This window comes from Agrobacterium sp. ST15.16.024 (assembly GCF_027956545.1).
Classification (GTDB): Bacteria; Pseudomonadota; Alphaproteobacteria; order Rhizobiales; family Rhizobiaceae; genus Agrobacterium; species Agrobacterium cucumeris.
In genome coordinates this window covers 827,369-850,684 of record NZ_JAQKGO010000001.1, presented here as the reverse complement: position 1 = coordinate 850,684, position 23,316 = coordinate 827,369, and the positions used below count along the sequence as shown (strand labels likewise).

Annotated in this window: 26 protein-coding genes; 7 read left to right on the top strand and 19 right to left on the bottom strand. The window is 59.7% G+C overall.

From position 1 onward, the window contains the following. Window positions 1–124 precede the first annotated feature (124 nt). The 3 genes from PL640_RS04190 to PL640_RS04180 all read right to left on the bottom strand — a co-directional run bounded on the left by PL640_RS04190 (window position 125) and on the right by PL640_RS04180 (window position 2,249). Window positions 125–733, bottom strand: coding sequence for a class I SAM-dependent DNA methyltransferase (locus PL640_RS04190; RefSeq protein WP_271360891.1), 609 nt, complete (start codon window positions 731–733; stop codon window positions 125–127). Window positions 734–775: 42 nt separating this feature from the next. Next, window positions 776–1,600 (bottom strand): class D beta-lactamase, encoded by an 825-nt coding sequence (gene blaOXA / locus PL640_RS04185; RefSeq protein ID WP_271360890.1) that lies wholly within the window; start codon window positions 1,598–1,600, stop codon window positions 776–778. Between the two features lie 157 nt (window positions 1,601–1,757). Beyond that, a complete protein-coding gene (locus tag PL640_RS04180; RefSeq protein WP_269698456.1) occupies window positions 1,758–2,249 on the bottom strand; it encodes a YcgN family cysteine cluster protein in 492 nt (163 codons plus the stop codon). Window positions 2,250–2,514: 265 nt separating this feature from the next. Between PL640_RS04180 and PL640_RS04175 the strand changes: the two genes are divergently transcribed. Next, window positions 2,515–4,707 (top strand): transglycosylase domain-containing protein, encoded by a 2,193-nt coding sequence (locus PL640_RS04175; RefSeq protein WP_142839374.1) that lies wholly within the window; start codon window positions 2,515–2,517, stop codon window positions 4,705–4,707. A gap of 249 nt (window positions 4,708–4,956) precedes the next feature. Here PL640_RS04175 and PL640_RS04170 read toward each other — a convergent pair whose 3' ends face one another. After that, window positions 4,957–5,856, bottom strand: coding sequence for a LysR family transcriptional regulator ArgP (locus PL640_RS04170; protein WP_271360889.1), 900 nt, complete (start codon window positions 5,854–5,856; stop codon window positions 4,957–4,959). A gap of 376 nt (window positions 5,857–6,232) precedes the next feature. On the opposite strand from PL640_RS04170, the gene PL640_RS04165 reads away from it, so the two are divergent. The 3 genes from PL640_RS04165 (at window position 6,233) to PL640_RS04155 (ending at window position 8,081) form a co-directional block, all read left to right on the top strand. Next, a complete protein-coding gene (locus PL640_RS04165; protein WP_271360888.1) occupies window positions 6,233–6,841 on the top strand; it encodes a LysE/ArgO family amino acid transporter in 609 nt (202 codons plus the stop codon). A 111-nt stretch (window positions 6,842–6,952) separates the two neighbouring features. After that, complete coding sequence (locus PL640_RS04160; RefSeq protein WP_142839372.1) at window positions 6,953–7,540, top strand: DUF1214 domain-containing protein; 588 nt, start codon at window positions 6,953–6,955, stop codon at window positions 7,538–7,540. Next, window positions 7,533–8,081, top strand: a complete 549-nt coding sequence (locus tag PL640_RS04155) for a DUF1254 domain-containing protein (protein ID WP_142839371.1) — start codon at window positions 7,533–7,535, stop codon at window positions 8,079–8,081. The genes PL640_RS04160 and PL640_RS04155 overlap by 8 nt, the downstream gene beginning before the upstream one ends. Before the next feature lie 20 nt (window positions 8,082–8,101). Here the strand turns inward: PL640_RS04155 and PL640_RS04150 are convergent, their stop codons facing one another. Further along, window positions 8,102–8,290, bottom strand: coding sequence for a hypothetical protein (locus tag PL640_RS04150; RefSeq protein WP_142839370.1), 189 nt, complete (start codon window positions 8,288–8,290; stop codon window positions 8,102–8,104). Between the two features lie 554 nt (window positions 8,291–8,844). Between PL640_RS04150 and PL640_RS04145 the strand changes: the two genes are divergently transcribed. Next, window positions 8,845–9,789, top strand: coding sequence for a DUF2336 domain-containing protein (locus tag PL640_RS04145; protein WP_237681364.1), 945 nt, complete (start codon window positions 8,845–8,847; stop codon window positions 9,787–9,789). 80 nt (window positions 9,790–9,869) lie between these two features. Here the strand turns inward: PL640_RS04145 and PL640_RS04140 are convergent, their stop codons facing one another. From PL640_RS04140 to PL640_RS04125, 4 genes are all read right to left on the bottom strand, one after another. Next, on the bottom strand, window positions 9,870–10,292 hold the full coding sequence (locus tag PL640_RS04140) for a DUF5333 family protein (protein ID WP_271360887.1): 423 nt from the start codon (window positions 10,290–10,292) through the stop codon (window positions 9,870–9,872). Between the two features lie 42 nt (window positions 10,293–10,334). Further along, window positions 10,335–10,682 (bottom strand): DUF1491 family protein, encoded by a 348-nt coding sequence (locus PL640_RS04135; RefSeq protein WP_271360886.1) that lies wholly within the window; start codon window positions 10,680–10,682, stop codon window positions 10,335–10,337. 196 nt (window positions 10,683–10,878) lie between these two features. Then, the gene (locus PL640_RS04130; RefSeq protein ID WP_271360885.1) at window positions 10,879–11,793 is read right to left on the bottom strand and encodes a peptidoglycan-binding domain-containing protein; all 915 of its coding nucleotides are present in this window, start codon (window positions 11,791–11,793) and stop codon (window positions 10,879–10,881) included. Then, window positions 11,765–13,294, bottom strand: coding sequence for a sensor histidine kinase (locus PL640_RS04125; RefSeq protein WP_142839366.1), 1,530 nt, complete (start codon window positions 13,292–13,294; stop codon window positions 11,765–11,767). Before PL640_RS04125 ends, PL640_RS04130 begins: the two co-directional genes overlap by 29 nt. Window positions 13,295–13,779: 485 nt before the next feature. On the opposite strand from PL640_RS04125, the gene PL640_RS04120 reads away from it, so the two are divergent. Continuing rightward, window positions 13,780–14,205, top strand: a complete 426-nt coding sequence (locus PL640_RS04120; protein WP_269698462.1) for a DUF5330 domain-containing protein — start codon at window positions 13,780–13,782, stop codon at window positions 14,203–14,205. Window positions 14,206–14,399: 194 nt separating this feature from the next. Next, a complete protein-coding gene (locus tag PL640_RS04115; RefSeq protein WP_269698463.1) occupies window positions 14,400–14,816 on the top strand; it encodes a SufE family protein in 417 nt (138 codons plus the stop codon). 19 nt (window positions 14,817–14,835) lie between these two features. Here PL640_RS04115 and PL640_RS04110 read toward each other — a convergent pair whose 3' ends face one another. From PL640_RS04110 to PL640_RS04065, 10 genes are all read right to left on the bottom strand, one after another. Further along, window positions 14,836–15,669: a DUF6456 domain-containing protein gene (locus tag PL640_RS04110; protein WP_271360884.1), complete on the bottom strand. Its 834-nt coding sequence runs from the start codon at window positions 15,667–15,669 to the stop codon at window positions 14,836–14,838. Next, a complete protein-coding gene (locus tag PL640_RS04105; RefSeq protein ID WP_271360883.1) occupies window positions 15,662–16,084 on the bottom strand; it encodes a helix-turn-helix domain-containing protein in 423 nt (140 codons plus the stop codon). The genes PL640_RS04110 and PL640_RS04105 overlap by 8 nt, the downstream gene beginning before the upstream one ends. Before the next feature lie 390 nt (window positions 16,085–16,474). Beyond that, a complete protein-coding gene (gene ros, locus PL640_RS04100; protein WP_003497181.1) occupies window positions 16,475–16,903 on the bottom strand; it encodes a MucR family transcriptional regulator Ros in 429 nt (142 codons plus the stop codon). Window positions 16,904–17,336: 433 nt separating this feature from the next. Then, window positions 17,337–17,669: a monovalent cation/H(+) antiporter subunit G gene (gene mnhG / locus PL640_RS04095; RefSeq protein ID WP_142839362.1), complete on the bottom strand. Its 333-nt coding sequence runs from the start codon at window positions 17,667–17,669 to the stop codon at window positions 17,337–17,339. Continuing rightward, window positions 17,666–18,049 carry a cation:proton antiporter gene (locus tag PL640_RS04090; RefSeq protein ID WP_271360882.1) on the bottom strand — a complete coding sequence of 128 codons (384 nt, stop codon included), beginning with the start codon at window positions 18,047–18,049 and terminating at the stop codon, window positions 17,666–17,668. Before PL640_RS04090 ends, mnhG begins: the two co-directional genes overlap by 4 nt. Continuing rightward, entirely contained in the window at window positions 18,046–18,525 is a 480-nt protein-coding gene (locus PL640_RS04085) for a Na+/H+ antiporter subunit E (RefSeq protein ID WP_271360881.1), read from the bottom strand. Before PL640_RS04085 ends, PL640_RS04090 begins: the two co-directional genes overlap by 4 nt. Continuing rightward, window positions 18,522–20,096: a Na+/H+ antiporter subunit D gene (locus PL640_RS04080; protein ID WP_271360880.1), complete on the bottom strand. Its 1,575-nt coding sequence runs from the start codon at window positions 20,094–20,096 to the stop codon at window positions 18,522–18,524. The genes PL640_RS04085 and PL640_RS04080 overlap by 4 nt, the downstream gene beginning before the upstream one ends. Window positions 20,097–20,117: 21 nt before the next feature. Then, the gene (locus tag PL640_RS04075) at window positions 20,118–20,495 is read right to left on the bottom strand and encodes a Na+/H+ antiporter subunit C (protein ID WP_142839358.1); all 378 of its coding nucleotides are present in this window, start codon (window positions 20,493–20,495) and stop codon (window positions 20,118–20,120) included. After that, window positions 20,495–20,914: a Na+/H+ antiporter subunit B gene (locus PL640_RS04070; protein ID WP_271360879.1), complete on the bottom strand. Its 420-nt coding sequence runs from the start codon at window positions 20,912–20,914 to the stop codon at window positions 20,495–20,497. Before PL640_RS04070 ends, PL640_RS04075 begins: the two co-directional genes overlap by 1 nt. Then, window positions 20,911–23,280: a putative monovalent cation/H+ antiporter subunit A gene (locus tag PL640_RS04065; protein WP_271360878.1), complete on the bottom strand. Its 2,370-nt coding sequence runs from the start codon at window positions 23,278–23,280 to the stop codon at window positions 20,911–20,913. The genes PL640_RS04070 and PL640_RS04065 overlap by 4 nt, the downstream gene beginning before the upstream one ends. Window positions 23,281–23,316 lie beyond the last annotated feature (36 nt).

Sequence of the window (23,316 nt, the reverse complement as noted above, 5' to 3'; positions counted from 1 at the left end):
TGATGGGAAGGTCAAGGTGTGGGCAAGCTTTTTGTTGAACACACAATCGTGAGCACTGGCACCAGCCATAAAAGCAGGGATTTCCGTCGTTTACCTTTGTGTCCGATAACCGCGCATTCGCCTCTCAGGCCGCCACGCGTCTGGCGAGATAAACCGTTGCCCCACCACATTGCGGGTCATTGACGGTGTGATCGAGAAGCCGGAACCCGTGTGCGGCGAGCAGGCTCTCATAATCTTCGCGTGCAAGGCTGGCATGATAAAGCGGCTTGCCGTGAAACGTGCCTATCGCTTCGCCCTGTCCCGGCCCGGCCGTGAACATCAGGGCAGCACCGTCGTTGGCGTGCTGGCGGAAAATGCCGAACATCAGGCGTTGATCTTCGGGCTTCAGGTGGAAAAAACTGTGCCAGGCGATCAAACCGTCGAAACGGCGACCGAGAGCCAGCTCGCGCATATCGGCAACCGCCCAGAGATTTTCAGGAAACCGGCTGCGGCAAAGTTCGATCAGCGGCAGGGACGCGTCGATGCCGGTGACGTCATAGCCATTGGCGATGAAATAGCCGGCAATCGGTTCGCCGGAACCACAGCCGATATCGAGAATGGAACCGCCGCCGGGCAAAAGCGAGGCGAACCTGTCCAGCCATGGTTTTTCGGCAAGGGACCGGCCGCGCTCCTTGTCGAAATCAGCGCCGTGTTCGGTATAAAGCCCGATGACATCGCGGGAGGCGTTCGACATTTCCTGATGTCCTTTTTTCAGGGCATTTCGGCCGCGCCGTTCTTACCGGTGCACCGCCAGCCGCGGAATATCGCGCAGGAAGGCGTCGCGTACGGCGGGGCCGAGCGGTTCGTTGGATGGTTTGTCGGAAACGCGCAGCCTTGCGAAAACGATGTGCTGGCCTTCCCGCTCCGCCCAGCCGACGAACCAGCCGAAAGGACGGTTTCGGTCGGGATTGCCCTTTTCATCACGCATATAGCCGGTCCCGGTCTTGCCGTGCACTGCCCAGCTTTCCGGCGCATCGAACGTTGGCACGATCGCCCGGGTCTTTGCCTGCGCATCGCGGGAAAAAGGCAGATTGCCGGCCAGCAGACGGCGGATGAAGCCGACCTGCTCCACCGGTGAGATGGTCAGAGACGAACCAAGCCAGGAATGGGTCAGCCCGTTATTCTTGCCCGGTTCGCCGGAGACATCGGCATTGCCATAACCGAGGCGCTTCACATAAGCGGCAAATTTTTCCGGGCCGAGACGGCGGGTGACTTCGCGTGAGTACCACAGCACCGAATCCTGCTCCCATATGGTGGGATCAACCGTCTTGCGGTCCGAAGCGCGGGCCTCCGTGCCGGGTTTCCAGTCCCAGGCGGGCGACTTCTCATCCTGAAGGATGCCGGAATCATAGCCGATCAGCGCCAGCGGCACCTTGAAGGTGGAGGCGGGCGCCACGCGCTGGTCGCAGGCGCCCTGCTGGTTGATGACCGCCCCCGTCTCGATGGAGGTGACCAGTGTGCATTCAAACGCCTGCGGCTGTTGCTGGGCGGAAGCGGAAAGCGGCAGGAAGCCCGGAAGGGCAAGGCACGAAAGAACGATGGCGGGCAGCCGGTAGCGCATGCGTTTTGATGTCCCTCGTCCGCATTTTGCGGATCATTTGCCTGAATGGTGAGAGCGGTCATTGTTTGAGGCGTATCGTTTTCCCGAAACCGCAAAACACTTTCGGGCGATATGCCTTAGGTGACTGATGGGGCAGGAATAGGACCAAAACGAAAAATCACACTTTCCGTGAAGTCCGTTCCTTTTCGCCTGCCCTCTCACCCACTGTCAGGGGCCAATCGACCACATAATCCTCGAAGTCGTCAACATCCACATCGGCCTCGCTGACGGTTCTGCCGCGTGCCGAAATGCCGGCCTGATGCACCGTGTCCGTGTCGCCGGAGACGAGATAGTGCCACCAGTACAGATCCTTGCCATCACGTACCAGCGCATAGGCGCAGGTGGGCGGCAGCCAGCCGATCTCATGCACCTTCTTCAGGTCAAGCTGGATACAGTCCGGCACGGTGGCGCGGCGGTTTTCATAGTCGGAGCATCGACAGCTTTCACCGTCAAGCAGCACACAGCGTACCGAGGTGAACACCACTTCGCCGGTGTCCCAGTCTTCCAGCTTGTTGAGACAGCACAGGCCGCAGCCGTCGCACAGGCTTTCCCATTCCTCGCCGGTCATCTCGGTGAGCGATTTGGTTTTCCAGAACGGCGCGTCATTCATCGTTAACATTTCCGTTTCATTTTGATCTCTTGGACGGGAGTGTTTAACCGGTCCCTAATCCTTTATATCGTATCGCCAAGGGCTGGTTTGTACGATATTTTAGCATATTGGCGGCGGCTGAGGGTCATTGGCCCGCAAGAAGTCGCCACGTCAAGCAATTCCGACATAACCATGCCACGCTTTTGCGTCGGGAATGGGTTGGAGCGGGAATATCGGGCAGGCATATCGACGGGCCGCGTTGCGTTGAACAGGAAAACATCACCAGGTGCAGGAAGAAAAAGACGATAAAAACGGCCGCAAAAAGCGGCATATCCTGCTCCGGATCGATAGCTTCATCGATAGCGGCCTGTGGACGGCTGCGGCACGGCTGGTGGATTTCTGGGAAGACGTCACCATCGCCTCGCGCAAATTGCATGTGCGCGGCTGGAAGAAACTTGTCGTCAACCTGACCTGTGATGCGCTGACCTTCGGAACGGCAGGTGCAGTCGTGCTTCTGGCGCTGGCCATGCCCGCTTTCGAAGAGACCAAGAAGGACTGGCGTTATCGCGGCGATTTCGCCGTCACCTTCCTTGACCGTTACGGCAACACCATCGGCCATCGCGGCATCATCCACGAAGACAGCGTGCCGATCGACCAGATGCCTGATCATTTCATCAAGGCGGTTCTGGCGACCGAAGACCGGCGCTTCTTCGACCATTTCGGCATCGACTTCATCGGCCTTGCCCGCGCCATGAGCGAAAATGCCCGCGCCGGCGGTGTGGTGCAGGGCGGCTCGACGCTGACGCAGCAGCTCGCCAAGAACCTGTTTCTCACCAATGAGCGCTCGCTGGAGCGCAAGATCAAGGAAGCCTTCCTCGCGCTCTGGCTTGAGAGCAACATGTCGAAGAAGGAAATCCTCAGCCTTTATCTCGACCGCGCCTATATGGGCGGCGGTACCTTTGGTGCTGCTGCGGCGGCGCAGTTTTATTTCGGAAAGAACCTGACCGACGTGACGCTTTCGGAATCCGCCATTCTCGCCGGTCTGTTCAAGGCGCCGGCCAAATATGCGCCGCATGTCAACCTGCCGGCGGCGCGCGCCCGCGCCAATACCGTGCTTTCCAACCTGGTGCAGAGCGGGCTGATGACCGAGGGCCAGGTGATCGGCGCGCGGCGCAACCCGGCCACCGTCATCGACCGCGCCGATGTGAAAGCGCCGGATTATTTCCTCGACTGGGCCTTTGACGAGGTGCAGCGGCTGGCCGCCGAAGGCAAGTTCAAGGACCACACCGTCGTCGTGCGCACCACCATCGATACCGGCCTGCAGCAGGCGGCTGAACAGGCGATGGAAATGGAGCTGCGTGAATATGGCGAGGGTTACCGCGTCAAGCAGGGCGCAATGGTGATGATTGAAAACGGCGGCGGCGTGCGCGCCATGGTCGGCGGCCGTGACTATGGCGAAAGCCAGTTCAACCGCGCCACCGCAGCCCTTCGCCAGCCGGGCTCCTCCTTCAAGGTCTATACCTACTCGGCCGCCATGGAAAAGGGCATGAAGCCGGAAACGCTGATTTCTGACGCACCGGTGACATGGCGCGGCTGGTCGCCGCAGAATTACGGCCGTTCCTATGCCGGCAAGGTGACGCTGCAGATGGCGCTCGCCAAATCCTACAATACCGTGCCGGTCCGCCTCGCCAAGGATGTGCTCGGCACGCAGGTGATCGTCGATACCGCCAAGGCCATGGGCGTGGCCACGCCACTGCGCAGCGACAAGACCATTCCGCTCGGCACTTCGGAGGTCACCGTTCTCGATCAGGCCACGGCCTACGCCGTGTTCCCGGCCGATGGCATGCAGTCGCGCCGCCACGGCATCGAGCAGGTGATGGATTACGAGGGCAATGTTCTCTACGATTTCAGTCATGACGAGCCGCCCGCCAAACGGGTGCTTTCCGAAGACGCCAATTCGAAGATGAATCAGATGCTGGTGACCATTCCGGTGATGGGCACGGCCCGGCGCGGCGCGCTGGATAACGGCATCGTCTCCGGCGGCAAGACCGGCACGTCGCAGGCCTATCGCGACGCCTGGTATGTGGGCTTTACCGGCAACTATACGACCGCCGTCTGGTTCGGCAATGACGAGTTCACGCCGATGAACAACATGACCGGCGGCGCGCTTCCCGCCATGACCTACAAGCGGCTGATGGACTACGCCCATCAGGGCATGGAACTGCGCCCGATCCCCGGCATCCAGAATCCGCTGCCGACGGGCGCCCGCCCGCAACCCTCGGCAGAAGTCGCATCCGCATCCGCCAGCACACCGGCCATGCCGGCACTCACTCGCCCACGTTCGCTTTCAGCAGAGGCGACACGCGTCATTCGCTCCATCGCCAAAAAGATGAAGGATGCTTCAGCGTTGAGCGTGACGACGCAGAAGGTGGCGGATGCGTCGCTGCGGGAAGGCGCGGAGGATGCGACGCGGCGGTGAGGTCTGGCGCATTGCCTGAAAAGTTCTGTTGGAGTGTGTGGCTTACCCCCCTCTGTCCTGCCGGACATCTCCCCCACAAGGAGGGAGATCGACCCGAGGCTATGTCTCGCCCATCTCAACCGTTGAGATTGAAGTAGTGGTAGAGCGTCTTGCCGATCTCCCTCCTTGTGGGGGAGATGTCCGGCAGGACAGAGGGGGGTGAGCCACACACTCCATAGCCCCCTTCTCTGCAAATCGAGCACCCAGCGCTCACCGCAACAACACCGCCCTCGCCGTCTCCACCATATGCGACGTCAGCGCGTCCAAACGGTCGGCGGCCAGACGATTGACCTGCCAGTAAAGCGGAATATCGAGCGGCGTGCCGGGAACGAGTTCCACCAGCCGGCCTTCCCTCAAATGCTCCGCCACCAGTTGCACCGGATTAAGCCCCCAGCCCATGCCCGCAAGGCTTGCCTTCACGAAACCATCGGTCGAAGGCAGCCAGTGGGTGGGATAGGAGACGTCTTCTCCCAGCGCCTGCCTGATCCAGCTCGCCTGCAGCCTGTCCTTCTGGTTGAAGGTCAGTCCCGGGGCGTGGGCAAGGGCTGCGGGCGTGACGCCATCGGCGAAATGGCGGGTCATGAAATCCGGACTGGCGGTCGCGTGGTATCTGAGCACACCGAGGGGTGTGACGCGACAGCCCTGCACGGGCTTGGCATGGGCGGTGACGGCGGCAAGCACCCTGCCTCCGCGCAGCCATTCCACCGTGTGATCCTGATCATCCACTGGGATATTGACGAGATAATCGTTGCTGCCGGTGAATTTCGAAACCGCATCCAGAAACCAGGTGCCGAGGCTATCGGCATTGGTGGCGATGTTGAGCGTCACGCGCTCCTGCCCCGATCCCGCTTCCGCCAATGCCGGCAGCTGGCGGAACAATTCGCTTTCCAGCATGCCGACATGGTCCATATGCCGGCAGAGCCACTCACCCTTTTCCGTCGCCACGCAAGGGTTGCCGCGCACGATCAGCACCACGCCCAGCCGCTCCTCCAGCTGTTTGATGCGCTGCGAGACGGCCGAAGGCGTGACACACAGCACCTGCGCGGCCTTTTCGAAACTGCCGGTCTGGGCAACGAGCGCCACGGCGCGCATGGAAGGGTAATCGAGCATTAGGGCACCGAATGGGGAGGTTGGGATTTATGTGGTTGGGACGCCGCTCCAGGCCATTCTTGACGTGCTCTCCTCCCCTCATTTCTGTGCTTGTCACAGGAATCCAGTCGACGCGTGTCTGCACGCTGGAAGAGTCTTCTCAGCCCAAGGACTTGGGTTGGCTGGATTCCTGTGACAAGCACAAGAATGAGGGTTGAGAGGAGGCAGCGCCTCAGAAAAGCAGTATGCGAAATGACATGGCAAGACATTAGCTAGACTTATCTGGATTGAGTTTATTTAACTGGATTAAACCATTCCACCCAAATATCCAAGCAGTCGGTCCGAAAGCAGCGCCTTCGGCCATTATACATGGAAAGAGGCAGGGGCCGCGACACGCATGGACATCCAAATCTTCTTCACCGGCCTGACAATGGGCCTCAGCCTCATCGTTGCCATCGGCGCGCAGAATGCTTTCGTGCTGAAGCAGGGGTTGGCCCGCTCGCATGTATTTGCGGTCTGCGCCACCTGCGCCATTGCCGATGCGCTGCTGATCACCGTTGGCGTTTTCGGGTTTCAGCGGATCAGCGCCGTCATGCCGGCGCTCGATCCCATCATGCGTTATGCCGGGGCTGCCTTCCTCATCTGGTATGGCGCCAAAAGCCTGCATTCGGCGCTGCGATCTTCCGAAGCACTGTCGGTGGCCGAGCGGCAGGAGGCGAGCCTGTGGCAGACGCTGGCCATTTGTCTGGCGCTCACCTTCCTCAATCCGCATGTCTATCTCGATACCGTCGTGCTGCTCGGCACCATCTCGACGCAATTTCCCGGCTTCGAAAAGACCTTTGCGGCAGGTGCGGCCACCGGCTCGGTGCTGTTCTTCTTTTCGCTGGGTTATGGCGCGCGCTGGCTGCGGCCGATCTTCGAGAAACCCTCCGCCTGGCGCATTCTCGAAGGCGTCATTGCGGTCACCATGTGGGCCATCGCCTTCAAGCTGATCATGGGCGCGTGAGAACCGGAATTCGCAAATCCACTCATTTTCACAAAGACTAAACAAAGGGCACCATTTTCCAAACGGGGAATCAGTGATAGTCCTCGACCTGTTCAAAAACGGGAAAACAGCGTGTTCCGAGTTCCATTCCTTGTCGGCATTGCCCTTCTGATCGCCTTTGGCGGCGGTATTGCCGTGACACTGGCGGCGCTTGAGGCGACATCCGGTTTCGGATCGATCCGCATCGGTTCCTGGGATGCGTTTCCCGAAGCGCAGACGATCGAGGCCGACCCTTACGCCAAATCGCACCGTGCCGATGCCGGCAGGCTGCTTTATGGCACGACCGAGGGGCTGGCCTTTACCGCCTCCGTCGACAGCGATGGCCAGCGGCTCAGCGGCGAATGCCGTTACCGGCTGGCCGGCGCCGTGCCGCCTTCGCGGTTCTGGACGCTTTATACCGCCGATCAGCAGGGCAATGTGCTGGCGGAAGATGCCGGGCGGCCGTTTGCACTGAATTCCCGCACGCTTCTGCGCAGCGCCGATGGCGGCATCGACATCACCATCGCCCCCGACGCCCAGACCTATAATTGGCTGGCGGTGCCGCAGGGCCAGACATTCAAGCTGGTCATGACGCTGCTCGACACGCCGGTTGCCGGCAGTTCCGGCCTGATCGACATCGCCATGCCGCAGATCCGCAAGCTGGGGTGTGGCAATGCTTAGGGTCCTGCTCGCCATCCTCACCGGCCTTGTCGCAGCCGCCGTGCTGCACGTCATCATTCTTCTGGCGATACCGCATTTCAGCAATCGCGATGCCTATACCCGCGCCGTCGCGGAAGGAAAGCCGCATCTCTTTCATCTACTGGAAGAGACGACGGAGAAAAAGACGCTGGCCAGCGGCGATCCCTTCATGCGGGTCGCGGTCTGCACGTTCAATATTGAGGAAAAGCCCGTCCGGCTCACCGCCGTCGGCGTTGTGCCCTTCTGGTCGGTCGCGGTTTACGACAAGGCCTCGAACGAGGTGTTCAGCATGAACGACCGCACGTCTGCCGGCGGGGTGATGGATATTCTGGTTGCCGATGCGGTGCAGATCGCCGCTATCCGCAAGGCGCAGCCGCCATCGCTCTCACAGGCCATTCTGGCGGAATCGGATCAGACGGAAGGATATGTGGTGTTGCGGACCCTGGTGCCGCAGCCAAGTTTCGGAGAAGAGGCAGAACGTTTCCTGAACGAAGCGAAATGCCAGCCGACGCCGTGGAAATAACGCCGGTCTTTTACATATAATCAGGATTTCAGAGCAGTTTCCGGTGCGGATTTGCCCTTGCGCACGACCTTGCCCGCGGGCTCGGTTTCGCGCTTTTCATAACGCACGCCGGTAAACAGCACCACCTTTGCGGGGCCGATCACCCTGGCTGCAATGCCGGCGGGACGCAGGCTTCGTCGTGCGTCGCCAATTGGAATAATGTCTGCCATGCTTCTCTCCTCTTCGGGAGTCAATGTTGCCTATGGGAACCGCGCAAGCCTCGTCTTGCGTCGGGAATTTCATCACCATCACATTGCGCATAATCCAGCCCACAGGCTGGTTTTCGCATGTCCCTAAAACCGCAGAAGGTTTTAGCGCGGGACTATGCGGACATTCAGGCATTTCGCCGCCATTTTGGCTTTTATTTCGAACGTCAGAATAACATGGAATCCTAATACTGCCCATGAAATTACAAACAGACAGAGGTTAATGATCCGTTAACCCTAATCGCTGGACGGCAATTTATCGCCGACAGGGCTGCACCCGTTGAAAACAAAGGCGATGCGGCAAAGTTCCATGACATTTTTTCCGTCATGAAGGTTTTAAAATTTCCTTGTTGATAGAGGCAGAATATCTCTTGCCACCCCCCATAGTTAACAGGACGTCAACGGATTTGCTCTAATTTGAGCCGATATTGTGTTTGCGTTTGTTGGGTAGTGCGTTGACCGACCGGTTTCGAGAACTTGAGAGGCCAAGAGCCGTGAGGAAGAAAGATGTGGTGCTTATGGCCACGGTGACGAATTTCGAGAATGTTTCCCATCCGTCAAAAACGGACCTTCGGCAGTTTGCCGAACTTTTCATGCCGCTTTTCAACGCCTCCACCGAAGAAGCCAAGCGGGAAGCGATTGCCGCCCTGTCGCAGCATCCGAGCGTGCCTTCCGCCGTCGCCTTCTTCATCGCCTGCCAGCCGATTTCGCTTGCGGCGCCCTTCCTTATCGCGTCAAAGTGCCTCACCGACGAAACGCTGATCACCATTGCGCGCACGCAGGGTGCCGCGCATGCCCGCGCCATCGTGCGCCGCGAAGACCTCTCCCCCACCGTCATCGACGCGCTGGTTGGCCTGCGGCATGCCGAAGATCTGAAGCGGCCGGATGAGCCGACGACTGCCGCCGAACCGCAGTTGGTGGCAACCCCCGTCGAACCGGAAGTGGCGGACGTGGCCACCCCAGAAACCACCACGAAAATTGATGCCGTATCCGCGCTCGAAGAAGAAATGCGTCAGCGGATCAAGCAGATGGCCCGCCACCTCAACCGCCCCGAAGGGGACGTGCTTGGTCTGCGCCGCCTGAGCGAAGTGCAGGAAGCGCTGCTCGTGCGTTTCGCCCGCGAGCGTAACGCCCGGCAGTTCGCGGTGGCGCTGGCGGATTCGCTGTCATCCAGTTACTGGCTGTCGGAACGTATCATGCTTGATATTTCCGGCGCGCAGCTTGCGACCACGCTCACCGGGCTCGGCATGGAATTTTCCGAGGCTGCCTTCATATTGCAATGTTTCTACCCGCATCTTGCCGCCGCCGAAGGCGACATGAGCCGCGCCGAAGCCCTGCTCGACCGTCTCGACATCGTCGAATGCGAAGAACGACTGGAAAGCTGGCGCAGGGCCGATAGCTATACCCATGGCCGCGAGCGGCCGAGCCGCAGCGTAACGGTCGTTCACAGAACGGGAACGTGAGTCAGAAGAGACTTATTTTACGACATTGAACTCGGTTGAGTTCAATGTCGGTTCCAGCGCCCTGCTTTGTGAAAATTGCCTCAGAGGGCCTTTTTCAGCTGAAGCAATCGCCCGGTCTCTGTCTTCTTCGCTATCTGTTCATGGCCAAAACGGCAAAATGCCTTCTGGTCCGCACCACGAAGACCATTGGCAGCTTCGAACTGTGTGATACCGTCAACTACGGCTGTCTTGTCGATGCTGTTCTCGATCTCAGCGGTGGCGTTGTTACCTGCGGATATTCTTTGCATGGCCGGATATTTTTCGGTAGCCGCGAGCAGCGCCTTGAAACTCATTTCCAGTTCAGGGCACTTTCGCTGGACGAGGCGGGCTTTGGCGACCATCACCGTATAAGCCGTCATCTCACGCCCCACATCCGCCGAAGAAAAAGGCTTTTGGGCGCTTTTTTCCTGCGTTGAGCAGGACATTAAAACCAATGCAGCCAAAACGCCAAGCCTGATCTTCATACTTAAAACCCCTCGCACAACAATATGAATGGCCGTCTACATCTACGGCTGGTCCACCAGCGTCAGCAGAGTGCCGATCTCATCCGTCTCGATCTCCACGATCCACAGATCGCTGTCGAAGCGCCGTTCCTTTTCCAAAAGAGCGGCGCTTTCCTCACCCTCCGCAACGGCAAGACGCGTTTCAAAACGGCGCTCGGCGCGGATTTCCTCGTCCTCGGCAAAACTTTGTGGCGCCGGTCCATAGAGATTTTCACGGCCATCGCGCAGACGCTGGCGGATGAAGATCGCACCAGCCTCCTCCGCACCCTTCTTTTCGACGGCCGCAAATCCACCGGCGGCGAAAACGCGGCGGATAAGGGCGGAGACGAAGATTTCGGATTTGAGGCGCATTGGCAGCCTTCCAGACTGGTGACTAGAGCAAGGAGGTTGCCGCTTGCTTCTTCTCCCCGCCGGGGAGAAGGTCGCGGCAGCGGGATGAGGGGGCAAGGGTGCGGTCTATCGCTGGCGTTGCCCCCTCATCCGACCCTTCGGGCCACCTTCTCCCCGGCGGGGAGAAGAAACAAGCGGCAACCTCCTGCCCTACCCTTCAAATCGCCCCGATCGACTTCAGTTTCTTCAGCACCGCTTCGCTCGGTTCGCCGGTTTCCGGCAGCCGATAGTGTTTTTCAAAAGCACGGATGGCGTTGCGGGTCTGCTGGCCGGCCACGCCGTCCACCTTCACGTCGGCGTAGGCGATGTTGATCAGCCCCTGCTGGATCTTGGCGATCAGCGCGCTGCTTGCCGGTTTTGCGCCAGCGGTCGCGCTGTTGAGGGAGGCGGGTTCGGCCTTGACCTGCGGCTTCTCCGCCTTGCGGATGGCGGCGGCGACAGGATCGATTTCCACTCCGCCGCCGGTGTTGGCGTCGGACGGCCGGTCCTTTGGAATTGCCGCAACGGTGGCGCCGTCGATCCTGAGGGCTGCCAGCACCCGGGTCGTCGGCTCGCCGGTCTGTTCCATGCCGAGCGTTTCTTCGAAGAACATTATGGCGGCGGCGGTCTTCGGTCCCATGCGGCCATCCGCATCGCCTTCGTAGAGCCCGCGTTTTTTGAGTTCGCCTTGGATATCGGCAACGATCTGCTGTGGCTTCTGGCTTTCCGCTGGCGGCAGCGCCGCGGTCTCGGCGGCGGGTGGCTGCGTCGCTTCTGTCTCGGCCGGCCGCTCTATGCGAAAGGTGGTGACGTTGCCGTGGGTACCGAGCGGCTCTGCCGGGCGATAACCGGCGATGCCGTTCGGGTTTTCCGCATCACGCGTGCGCAGGAAGGGAGACGGGTGAATGCCCGGCTGGTACCAGAGCGCATTGGCCGCGACAAAGCCGAAGACGACAGCGAAAGCACCGCAGCCGCCAACCAGTTTCGGATGGCGCAGGACTTCGCGCCCGATGGCCGCAACCACCAAGGAAACAAACCCGGCGCCAATCTGGGCCGTTGTTTTCTTAGGCGATTTTCGCTTTCGCGGGGCCATCGTCACCATCCTTCTTCATAATCGCAGCCATTTCGCCAAGTTGCCGGATGCGCGGCGGAAATTCCACCATGCGTTCAGTTTCAGCGTCTTCGCCACCCGCCATGCCGGAACCGTCGGCAGGCAGCATGATCGTTACGACCGTCCCCTCGCCGGGCTGGCTGGCGATGACGAAGGTGCCGCCATGCAGTGCCACCAGCCCCTTGACCAGGGACAGTCCAAGACCCGTGCCCTCATAGCGACGGGTATATTCATTCTGAACCTGCATGAACGGCTGGCCCAGCAGGTCAATCTTGTCGGATGCGATGCCGATGCCGGTATCGCTGACCGTCAGTTTCAGCATCTTGCCTTCACGCGCGGCGTCGATCGACACAACACCACCCGCGTCGGTGAATTTTATGGCATTGCCGGCCAGATTGATGAGAACCTGGCGGATGGCGCGCTGGTCGGCCGAGATTTCGCCGATGCCGCGCTGGATGCGGCTCGTCAAAGTCAGGCCTTTTTCCTTTGCCTGCAGGCCAAGCATCGCCTCGCAGGAGGAGATGGTTTCGGCAATCGGGAAGCTTTCCATCAGCAGCTCGTAGCGGCCGGCTTCCAGCTTGCTCATATCAAGCATGGTGTTGACGACCGACAGGAGATGCGCGCCGGACTGGCGGATCAAGCCGACATATTCACGCTGACGATCATTTTCCAGCCGGCCGAAATATTCACCGGCCAGGATATCGGAAAAACCGAGGACGGCGTTGAGCGGCGTGCGCAGCTCGTGGCTGACGGCGGCAAGGAAACGCGACTTGGCGTCATTGGCCGATTCCGCCTCCGCCGCCTTGCGGGCGACATCGCGGCGCAGCAGTTCCATCTCGGTAACATCGGAAAGCTGGGCGACGACGCGGCGCAACCGGCCGGTCGTGCTGCGGATCGCCGTCATCTCGATACGGGCATGCATGAACTGCGCCGGGCGCGATTTTGCGCCGGTCTCGAACCGAAGCTCGGCGCTGGCCTTGTCCTCGCCCTGCCGCAAAAGATCAAAGGCCTGCATCAGCTCGATACGATCGGAGACATAAACATATTCGGCAAAGACATGGTCCTTGCAGGCCTGAAGCTCGACCGGAAATTTCTCACGGTCACGACCGGAGACCCGTTCGACGAGGCCGATTTCATTGATGGTGAGCACGAGGCCCGGCACCTGCGACGCTGCGACAAGGTCGTCATCAGCCGCAGGAGCGGAGAAGGATGCTGCACCACGCAGCGGCCGGGAAAAAGCAATCGACAGGGCAGCGGCGGACAGAAACAGCGCCAGCACCAGGGCTGCGCCGATGGGCAGCGCAATGGCGGGGCTGAAAACGAGGCTGAAGAGGGCGGGCACAACCAGAAGGCCAACGGCACCGAAGGCAATCAGCCGGCGCAGGCGCGCAACGGTTCCGGCGCGCCTTTCGGCGTCCTCTTCCATGCGCGCAAGCCATCTGCCCGCGGCATGGTCGACCAGTGCGACCGCTTTTTCTCTCATATTACGCAATACCAATACCGAATCCCTGAGGCGGATCTTATGGTCCCGACAATAGAAGGCGGCGGCTTAAGGAATGGATAAAAAGAATGGCCGCAAACGGCCTTCAAATGCGCAGCAGTCCCATTACGGGGCATTTATTCGAAGCTTTGCCAATCATGGTTAATGACGGGTAAGCGACGGATTTCGCTTCATTTTTGCCATCGCGTTAACCTTTGTGGCAATGCATGCCGCTTCTTTGCCCCGGAACGCACGGCCTCTGTCGCAATTATGCTTAACATGGACTGTTAAAATGCGAATGAATTGATGGCAGGCGTCCCGATGCGAGGAGAATAGATACAATTTGAATTAAATTGCGCCGCTTTTTGCAATTGGCTGTTCGCCGGTCGCCTGTAGCTTCTCCCCAAGCCCGAAAAACGGGACAAAGGCCAATGACCCGAAACCGGGCGGGGCTTCAAAACAAAGATCATCTGGCAGGGTGTCTGACAATGTGGTTTCTGATCAAAGGAACATTCTGGTTTTCGCTGGTGCTGGTGGCGCTGTCCTATTTCGGTAGCTACAACGACCCCACCAAGGAACCTTCGGCATTCGATCTTCCCAGCGCCGTTTCGGCCGCCGGTGAAGCCTATCGTTATGTCAGCGCCATCTGCATTGAAAAGCCCGACGTCTGCGTCAAGGGCGCCGAAACCTTCCATGCACTCGGTGAGCGGGCAAAGGAAGGCGCCAAGGTTGCCTATGAACTGCTCGACGCGCAGCTTGCCGCCGGTGACAAGACCGCGCCCGCCGCTGAAGTGGCTGCCGAGACCGAAAAACTGGCCGAAGCGCCTGCCATCAGCGTCGAATTCCCTGGGAATACTGACATGCTGAAGACCGGCACCGTCATTCCCCTGCCGCAGAAGCGTCCTGCCCCCTGATTATTTGCCGGTCGCGCATCGCCGCGCCGCCCCTTCTCTGCAGCCGGATATGCCCGTCTGCGTGACTGCCTGCCAAACTTGCCCACGGAAACCTGTTTTCCGTGGGCTTTTTCATGGCCTGCCCGGTTCAAAACCGGTCACACTTGCCCTATATCGTAGCAAAGACATGCAATAGTGGACGATACGGCGCGCAAATGGCCTCTCTCGAAACGATCCTTGATGACTTCGCCTTCCTTGACGACTGGGAGGATCGCTATCGTTACGTCATCGAACTCGGCAAGGCGCTGCCCGATCTGCCGGAAGACAAGCGCAGCGCTGAAAACAAGGTGCAGGGTTGCGCCAGCCAGGTCTGGCTCGTCAGCCATAGCGATGGTGCGGAAGATCCTCTGATGACCTTCGAAGGCGATTCCGATGCGCATATCGTGCGCGGTCTCGTTGCCATCGTCCTTGCCGTCTATTCCGGTAAAAAGGCTTCCGAAATCGCCGGTCTCGATGCCATCGAGGTGTTCGACAAGATCGGGCTGGTGGAGCATCTTTCCTCGCAGCGCGCCAATGGCCTGCGCTCCATGGTCAAGCGCATTCGTGAAGAAGCAAGGCTGCTCGCCGCCTGATCACTACCCGCCTGATCCATTACCGTGTCACCGTCATTGCCGCCATCGGCGGGCGATAATCCGCTTCGCCCCAATGGTGGCTTGTGCGTCTGGCGCGGCCGGGCGGCGGTGCGTAGTGTCTCGCAAGTGACAGAAGTGCCGCCCTGAGCAGGAGTTTTGCGGAGCGCGCCGGCCATTGCCGCTCCCGCTCCACCGCCTCCAGCCCCTTTTCAAAACAGCAGACATCGATGGCGACGCCGCAAAGCTCCGGCCCCATGGCATCGGCTGCGCGGGCAAACCGGACCCGTGCGGCCATCGCTGCCTCGGTGAGATCAAGCGCGCCGCCCGCCTCCCCTTTGGTTCGGTTCGCTATTCGCGGTTCCCATGTTGCCGTCACCTTTGGGCTGAGATGGCCGCGATGGAAATCAGCCGAAAGGCGTTCGCCCGCCTGCAAGGCTTCCGCCGGGAAAAAAGCCGTGCCATCCCGTTCCTTCAGACGGGAAAAGGCCATGAGAGGTGATGTGTTGAGGTTTTGCCGGGCCGGTTGTTTATCGCCATCGACATCAACGACAATGTTCTGCAAATCCCGATGCTGCGCCTGAAAAACCTCGTCTCGGTCCTTCGCCATCGCGCGCTTGAGATAAGAGGCGAGTGGCGGTGCGGCAGACAGCGTGTCTTCCCGCCTCTCGACCAGCCCGGAAGAGAGCGCAAGCTGCATCAAGGCCGCCGGCAACCGCAGTGCCGAACGCTCCTGCCGCATTGGGTGCAGGAGGATATCGCCGCCTTTTTCGCGGATTTCAGCCGGGCCGGCTGCGATGCAACGCAGAAGCCGCAGCAGGGCCGGATCAACCGGAGTGGCTTTTGCCTCACTCATCCCGCACCCCTTTCATCAGGTTGAAAATGCTGCCGGCCAATCGTTCCAGTGCAGCGATGAATTCATCGAAGGCCGGCTCGTCACGGCGGTCCTCGATAACCTGGCAGGCATGACCGACCGTCGTTCTATCCCTGCCGAAACAGGGGCCGATATCCGACATGGGAATGCCAAGCTGCACATGGCACACATACATGGCGATCTGGCGCACATGGCATTCGCTTCGCCGTCTGTCACGGCGTGCGCCCAGCCGCTCACCGGTCAACTGCACCATTTCAGTGGTCAGCTGCCGGATCAGCCGGCAGATGCGGGCAATCTCATCCCGCCCGGCGGCAGGCGGAAAACGGCGAAAATGACGATCGGCGACCGGCACACATGGCCGCGCGGCAACAGGCAGGGGCAATATATCCGACGGCATATGCAACTCCTCTACGAATAGGAATTAATTCATACACCTGAGAGCTCGCCAGGGGAAGCGTGAATTTGGCCGCGAAGAATATGCGCTTGATATAGTTTTATTTTTGCAGAAATGCCGTGCGCGATAAAGGATTTTTTTCCTCACACGAGATTCGACGCGACAATAAAAAAGCCGGTCGACGGACCGGCTGGACATTCATGTGACGGTAAAGACAGCTTCAAAGGAAACATTTGAAGCGGGCGGGCTCCGCTTGCCACCTTCTCCCCGCCGGGGAGAAGGTGGCGGCAGCGGATTGAGGGGGCTACGTCGGCGACATGCGGAGAGTTTGCCCCCTCATCTGACCCTTCCTGCCATCTTCTCCCCGGCGGGGAGAAGAACAGGCAGATCCGATTAGCGGCTGGCCTTGCGGCGCTGGCCGAGACCCATTTCCTTGGCGAGCCGCGAACGGGCTTCGGCATAGGCGGGCGCAACCATCGGATAGTCGACCGGTAGGTCCCATTTTTCGCGATATTCTTCCGGCGTCATGCTGTGATGTGTCGTGAGATGGCGCTTCAGCGACTTGAACGAGCCGCCGCATTCCAAACAGACGATATGATCGTCCTGAACCGACTTGCGCACCGAGACGGCAGGCTTCTGCTTTTCAACATTGACCGCCACCGATGCCGGTGCCGAGGTGCCGCTGAGTGCCGTGTGAACATCCGAAATAAGGCCGGGAAGGTCTGTTACCGGAACGACGTGGTTGCTAACATAGGCAGCCACAATATCCGCCGTCAGTTCGACCAGCAGATCCTGGGCGTTACCGTATGCAGTTTCCGTCATTTAAGTATCTCCTGTTTATTTATCTCCGGAAGCGAGCGAACGCCGCTTCGAGCGATGTGAAGTTACCCGGTGCCCCACCTTCGCTTTGTTGAAACCAACATGAAATCTACCCCTAGATTTCAAGCGAAAACCGGAAACGTATTGATCCGAGATTCAACTTATGGCCCGCGACATGGGCAGCAATGACCCGAGAGGTCATAGATTAGACATTAATAAAATGCCTATGCCGACTATGAAGAGGCTAGATGCAAATCGCGATTAGCAACTTTACACTTAATTTGGATAACAGCAAAACAGCAAAAGTCAAATTCCTATTGTGAATTTTTCAGTTCAAAACAGTCTAATCGCAATACAAAAAATTACGGGTAATAAAATACTATGCCAAGTGGCAATTGAAAATGAATACCCCCTATTATTGGGGGTAATTTCAACTTCAAATTTTCTTGAGGTCATCAACTACCGATTTGTCGTGAAGCGGATAACCTGCCTTATGCGCGGCCATAGCCAGAAGATGCGCGGAGACAGGTGCTGTCAGAATGAAGAAGAAGAAACCGGCAAGTGCCCGTGCCAGCGTCGACATATCCATGGAATGAATGCCGACCGCCAGAAGCAACAGCCCGGACCCCACCGTTCCCGCCTTGGAGGCCGCATGCATGCGGGTATAGACATCAGGCAGGCGATTGAGTCCGATTGCGGCGATCAATGAAAAGGCGGCTCCCGAGACCGTCAGCACCGCAACGAGGATAGCCACCAGCCAGCCGGTCATTTTCCGCCCTTTCTTTTTCCACCAACAATTTGATTCTGCGATTTTTTTTCAGATTCTCGCGCTCTTTCGCCATCCAGCACCGCTTTCGACTTTCGCCCGCCATCTGCGCCGCGCGCCAGAACGAAACGGGCAAAGGCCACCGTTGCCAGAAAACCGACGAGCCCCAGCGCAATCGCGATATCGACATAAAGGGTGAAGCCGGTGCGGATGGCGATGACCGCGATGAAACCAATGGCGATGCCGACCAGCATGTCGAGCGCGACGATCCGGTCCGGCAGGGTCGGCCCGATGACGACACGATATACTGTCAGCAAAAAGGCTGCCGAGAGTACAACCGAGGCAAGTATAGTTGCAAATGAAACTATTTGTTCCGGCGTCATTGCTGAAACGCCTCCATGATCTTTTTTTCAAAGCCGTTGCGGATGTCGTTTCTGGCGGCTTCAATATCGCTACAGTCGATTGCGTGGACGTAGAGCGTTTTCCTGTCCCCGGATACATCGACCGACAGCGTGCCGGGTGTGAGCGTGATGAGATTGGCGAGCAGCGTGATCTGGAAGTCCGTCTTCACCGTCAGCGGATAAGCGAAGATGCCGGACTGCACGTCGAGCTTCGGCCGCGTCACCAGCACCGCCACCTTCCAGGCAGACAGTGCCAGTTCCTTGAAGAACAGCAGCACGAGCGACAGTATCCGCGTCAGCCGCAGCCAGTGATTATTACCCCTGGGTATCTGATGACGGATAAGCCCGAGCGCCAGTGCGGAGACGATGATGCCGAAGACGATGTTCGCCGGCGTGACGCTGCCGGTTATGGCAAGCCAGATGGCGAGGAACATCGACAGGACGATATAGAGGCTCATGGTTTGCCTCCCTGCGAAAAAACCGACTGGATATAGGCCTGGGGATCACCGAGCCCCACGGCTGCCTGCTGGCTGAGACTGAGCAGGCTTTCCGGGAACAGGCCGAAAAATACCACGAGCAAGGTCAGCCCGACCAGCGGCACGACGGAGGGCAGCGCCGGAGAGGACGGTGCCGGTGATGACGGCTGGCCTGCCGACGCCGCCGGGCGCCAGAAACACAGAAGGAATATCCGCCCGAAAGCGATGGTGGCGATGAAGCCGGAGACGAGAATGGCGGCGGCAAGCCACCACGCGCCGATATCGATCGCCGATTTGACCAGCACCGCCTTCGGCCAGAAGCCGGAAAACGGCGGCAGGCCGGAGCCGGCAAAGAACAGCGCCAGCGCCAGCGCCGAAAACCACGGGGCCTGCCGGTAAAGGCCACCCAGCGCCGTCAGGCTAAAGCCGCCGCCGAGGCGGGCGGCATGGCCGGCGGCAAGATAAAGCGCCGTCATCAGCACGATGGAATGCAGCGCGTAAAAGATCGCGCCTGACACGCCCGACGGTGTACCGATGGCGATGCCCGCCATCATGTAACCGATGCCCGATATGACGATATAACCCAGCATGCGGCGGATGTCGTTCTGGGCGAGTGCGCCCATCGCGCCCAGCACCATGGTCAGCGCCGCCGAGATCGCGATGACGATGCTGAGTTCCTCGCGCTCGACAGGAAACAGCATGACCATGACGCGCAGCAGCGAATAGATACCGACCTTGGTGAGCAACCCGCCGAACAGGGCCGACACGACGATGCGCGGCGTGTGATAGGAAGCGGGCAGCCAGAAATTCACCGGAAAGGCGGCGGCCTTCATGGCGAAAGCCAGCGCAAACAGGCTGGCAAGCGTCATCAGCGGCGCGGTTCCGCGCAGCCCGTTCGCCTTCAGGGCGATATCGGCCATGTTGAGCGTGCCAAAAATGGCATAGAGATAACCGACCGTGATCAGGAACAGCGTGGTGCCGATGAGGTTCAATATGGCGTATTTCAGCGCCCCGTCGATCTGTTCGCGTGTCGAGCCGAGCACGATGAGGCCGAAGGACGAGATCAGCAACACCTCGAACCAGACATAGAGATTGAACAGATCACCGGTCAGGAAAGCGCCGCTAACACCCGCCATCAGCAGCATCAGGAACGGATAAAAGCCGTAACGCCTGGCGCTGGCGTCGATATCGCCGGCGGCATGGATGGCGCCGGCAAGTGCCACGATGGCAGCGGCGAGCGACAGCAGTGCGCCGGTCAGATCGGCAGTAAAGGCAATGCCGAAAGGCGGCAGCCAGCGGCCCATCACCATGGTGAACGGACCCTGAGTCGCAACCTTCCACAAAAGCGCCGCATCAAGCAGCACAAGCAGAAAGAGCGCCGCAATGGCAACGGCCGCGTGGTGGCGGATGGCGTGACGCATCATCATCAGCACGGCGCCCGCACCAATGCAGAGCGCGACTGGCAGGATGATCAGCCAGTCGGACAGCGCCACGGGCGCCATGACGAACGCTGCGGAAAGATCGGTAACTGCGGAAGGGGTGGATGAGGCCATGTCTGTCTATGCTCCGCCCGCTCAATAACCGAGCGGCGGCATTGGCTCGCCGGCTGGTTCTGCGGTGCGCATTTCGTCCGTGTCGTCGGTCTGCAATTCCTGGAAGGCACGCCAGGTCAGCACCAGAAGGAAACAGAAGAAGGAAAAGGAAATGACGATCGCCGTCAGGATCAGCGCCTGCGGCAGCGGATTGGCAGCACCCGCCGGCAGCGTATCCATACCCGCGGGAATGATCGCCGGCACCTCGCGCGTCAGCCTGCCCGCCGTGAACAGCAAAAGATTGACCGCATTGCCGAGAATGGCGATGCCGAGCAGCATGCGGATGCTGTGGCGCGACAGCATGAGATAGATCGCCACCGAAAAGAAGATGCCGACGAGAATGGAGAAAACCGCTTCCATCAGTCGCTTTCCCTTTCTTCCAGTGCCAACGCAATGGAGGTGATGGCGCCGACCACGACGAGGTAAACCCCGATATCAAAGGACATGACGGTGGAGAGCGGCACCTCGATGCCAAACATGCTGGGATAGACCCAAAGCCCGGTCATGAAGGGCACGCCGGCAGCAATCGAAACGAAGCCGGAGAGCATCGCCATCAGCAGCCCCGCACCTGCGATCGACAGCGGATGAAACACGATGGCACGCCTGACCGCAGCGACACCATAAGCGATGCCATAGATCGCCAGCGCCGAAACCGCTATCAGCCCGCCAATGAAACCGCCACCCGGCTCATTATGGCCGCGCAGCAAAACGAAGATCGAGAAGAGCACCATGAGACTGGTGATGACAGGGGCGACGGTGCGCAGAATGAGCGTATTCATGCCCGCACTCCCTTCTTCTTCGGCGTCTTTGCCGGGCCCTTGACGGCGGCGGCCGGGCGGATGCGGATGAGCGCGAGGATGGCGAGACCTGTTATCATCACCACGGCAATTTCGCCCAGCGTATCCGTGCCGCGGAAATCGACGATGATGACGTTGACCACATTGGCGCCATGGGCGACGACCTTGGAATAGGTGTTGTAGAAGTCCGTCAGGCGGTTATCGAAGCTTGCTTGCGTCGCCCGCATCAGGAACAGGGCAAAGCCGGTACCACAGGCAATGGCGATGGTGCCGTCCAGCAGCTTCTGGCCAAGCCCGCGATGGTCCGACGGCGACAGGCGAAGCCGCGTCATGACCAGCGTCAGAATGACCACCGACAGGGTCTCGACCATGAATTGCGTGAAGGAAAGGTCGGGCGCGCCGAACAGAAGGAAAATGACCGCCACCGCAAAGCCCTGAATGCCAAGCGCGATGATAGCGGTGAGCCGGCTCGATGCCGTCAGCACCGCAAGAAGCCCCACCACCGCAATGGCAATGAAGGTCAGTTCATGGATCTGAATATCGTGCGGCCAAGCGGGCATCGCCGGAAGTTCACCATAAAGAAACAACGGCGCAAGCAGCACGGCGGCGATGACGGCGAAGGTGGCGGTGACATAAAATTCCAGCCGGCCGGGCTGAATGAGCCGTGTGACGTGGAAGGAGATTTTCACCAGCGCGTCGATGAAGACATCGAAACCCCTGTCCGGCCCGGCGCCCAGCGCCTTGAACGTGCGGTCCATCAGGCCGCGAAGCGGGACAAGCTGCATATAAAGGACGATGCCGATCGCGACCGTGAGCAGCGACAGGCCGAGCGGCACGCCGATATTGGGAATGAGCGAGATTTCCACCGGACGCGGCTCACCGGCAATGGCGCTCGCCATGGGGGTGGAGGTGTAGAAATGCGCGATGCCGGAAAAGAGGGCGATGGTGAGCCCCTTCAGCGCCAGCAGCGCCGGGCCGAGCCAGAGCAGCAGCGGGCCTTCATGCGCATGTTTCGGGGTTTTCACCGGTTTGCCGAGGAAGGGTTTCAGCCCCACGGCGAAAGCGACGGCGAACATCAGCGCATTGCCGAGAATGGCGATGCCGGTAAACAGCACGGCGCGCGGATTGCCATGCGCCAGCGCGTAATAAATTTCTTCCTTGGCGAGAAAACCGAAAAACGGCGGCAGGCCGGCCATGGAAATCGCGGCGGCCAGCGCCGCTGCAAAGGTGATGGGCATGGCCTTGCGCAAGCCGCCGAGCTTCGTGATATCGCGCGTGCCGGTCTCGTGGTCGATGATGCCGGCGACCATGAACAGCGCGCCCTTGAACAGCGAATGCGCCACCAGATAAAGCACCGCGGCTTCAATAGCGTGGTTCGAACCGAAGCCGGTGAGCATCACCAGAAGGCCGAGCGACGATACGGTCGTATATGCGAGCATCAGCTTAAGGTCGGTCTGGCGCACGGCCAGCAGCGCGCCGGTGAGCATAGTCAGGCCGCCGAAGAAAGGCAGCAGGATCTGCCATGCGGCGGTATCGCCAAGCACCGGGTTGAGACGCATCAAAAGATAGACGCCGGCCTTCACCATGGTTGCCGAATGCAGATAGGCCGAAACCGGCGTTGGTGCTTCCATGGCGTTTGGCAGCCAGAAATGGAAGGGAAACTGCGCTGATTTGGTGAAAGCGCCACCGAGGACCAGAAGCAGTGCCGCCAGATAAAACGGGCTGTCGCGCAATATGTCCCCGCCGCGCACCAGCATCGACAGTTGCGTCATGCCGCTCATGTCCCAGATGAAGATCAGCCCGGCAAGCAGCAGCAGGCCGCCACCACCCGTCACCACCAGCGCCTGCAGCGCAGCGCGGCGCGAGGCGGCACGCTGGTGATCGAAGCCGATCAGCAGGAAGGAGGTGATGGAGGTCAGTTCCCAGAAAACGAACAGCATCAGCAGGCTGTCGGAGACCACGACGCCCAGCATCGCTCCCATGAACAGAAGCAGGAAGGACAGAAAGCGGCCCTGCTGCGGATGTCCCTTCATGTAACCGCCGGCATAAAGCACGATCAGCAGGCCGATGCCGGTGATTAGCAGCGCAAAGGTGAGCGACAGGCCGTCGATGAACCAGGAGAAGCTGAGATTGAAGCTTGGCACCCAGGCGTAACCGCCCGTCACCACACCGCCCGCCGCAATGTCAGGCAGCATCAGCGCGAAATGGACAAAGGCCAGCCCCGGCGCAAGCGCCAGCAGCCAGGCGGCATTGTGCCCGAACCTTTTCACCAGCACCGGTGCGGCAAGCGCTGCCAGAAACGGCAGAAACAGCGACAGGAATGTCAGCGGCGTGACATCTGGTGTCATTCACATCTCCCGGGGCGTCCCCCACACATCTGCCTG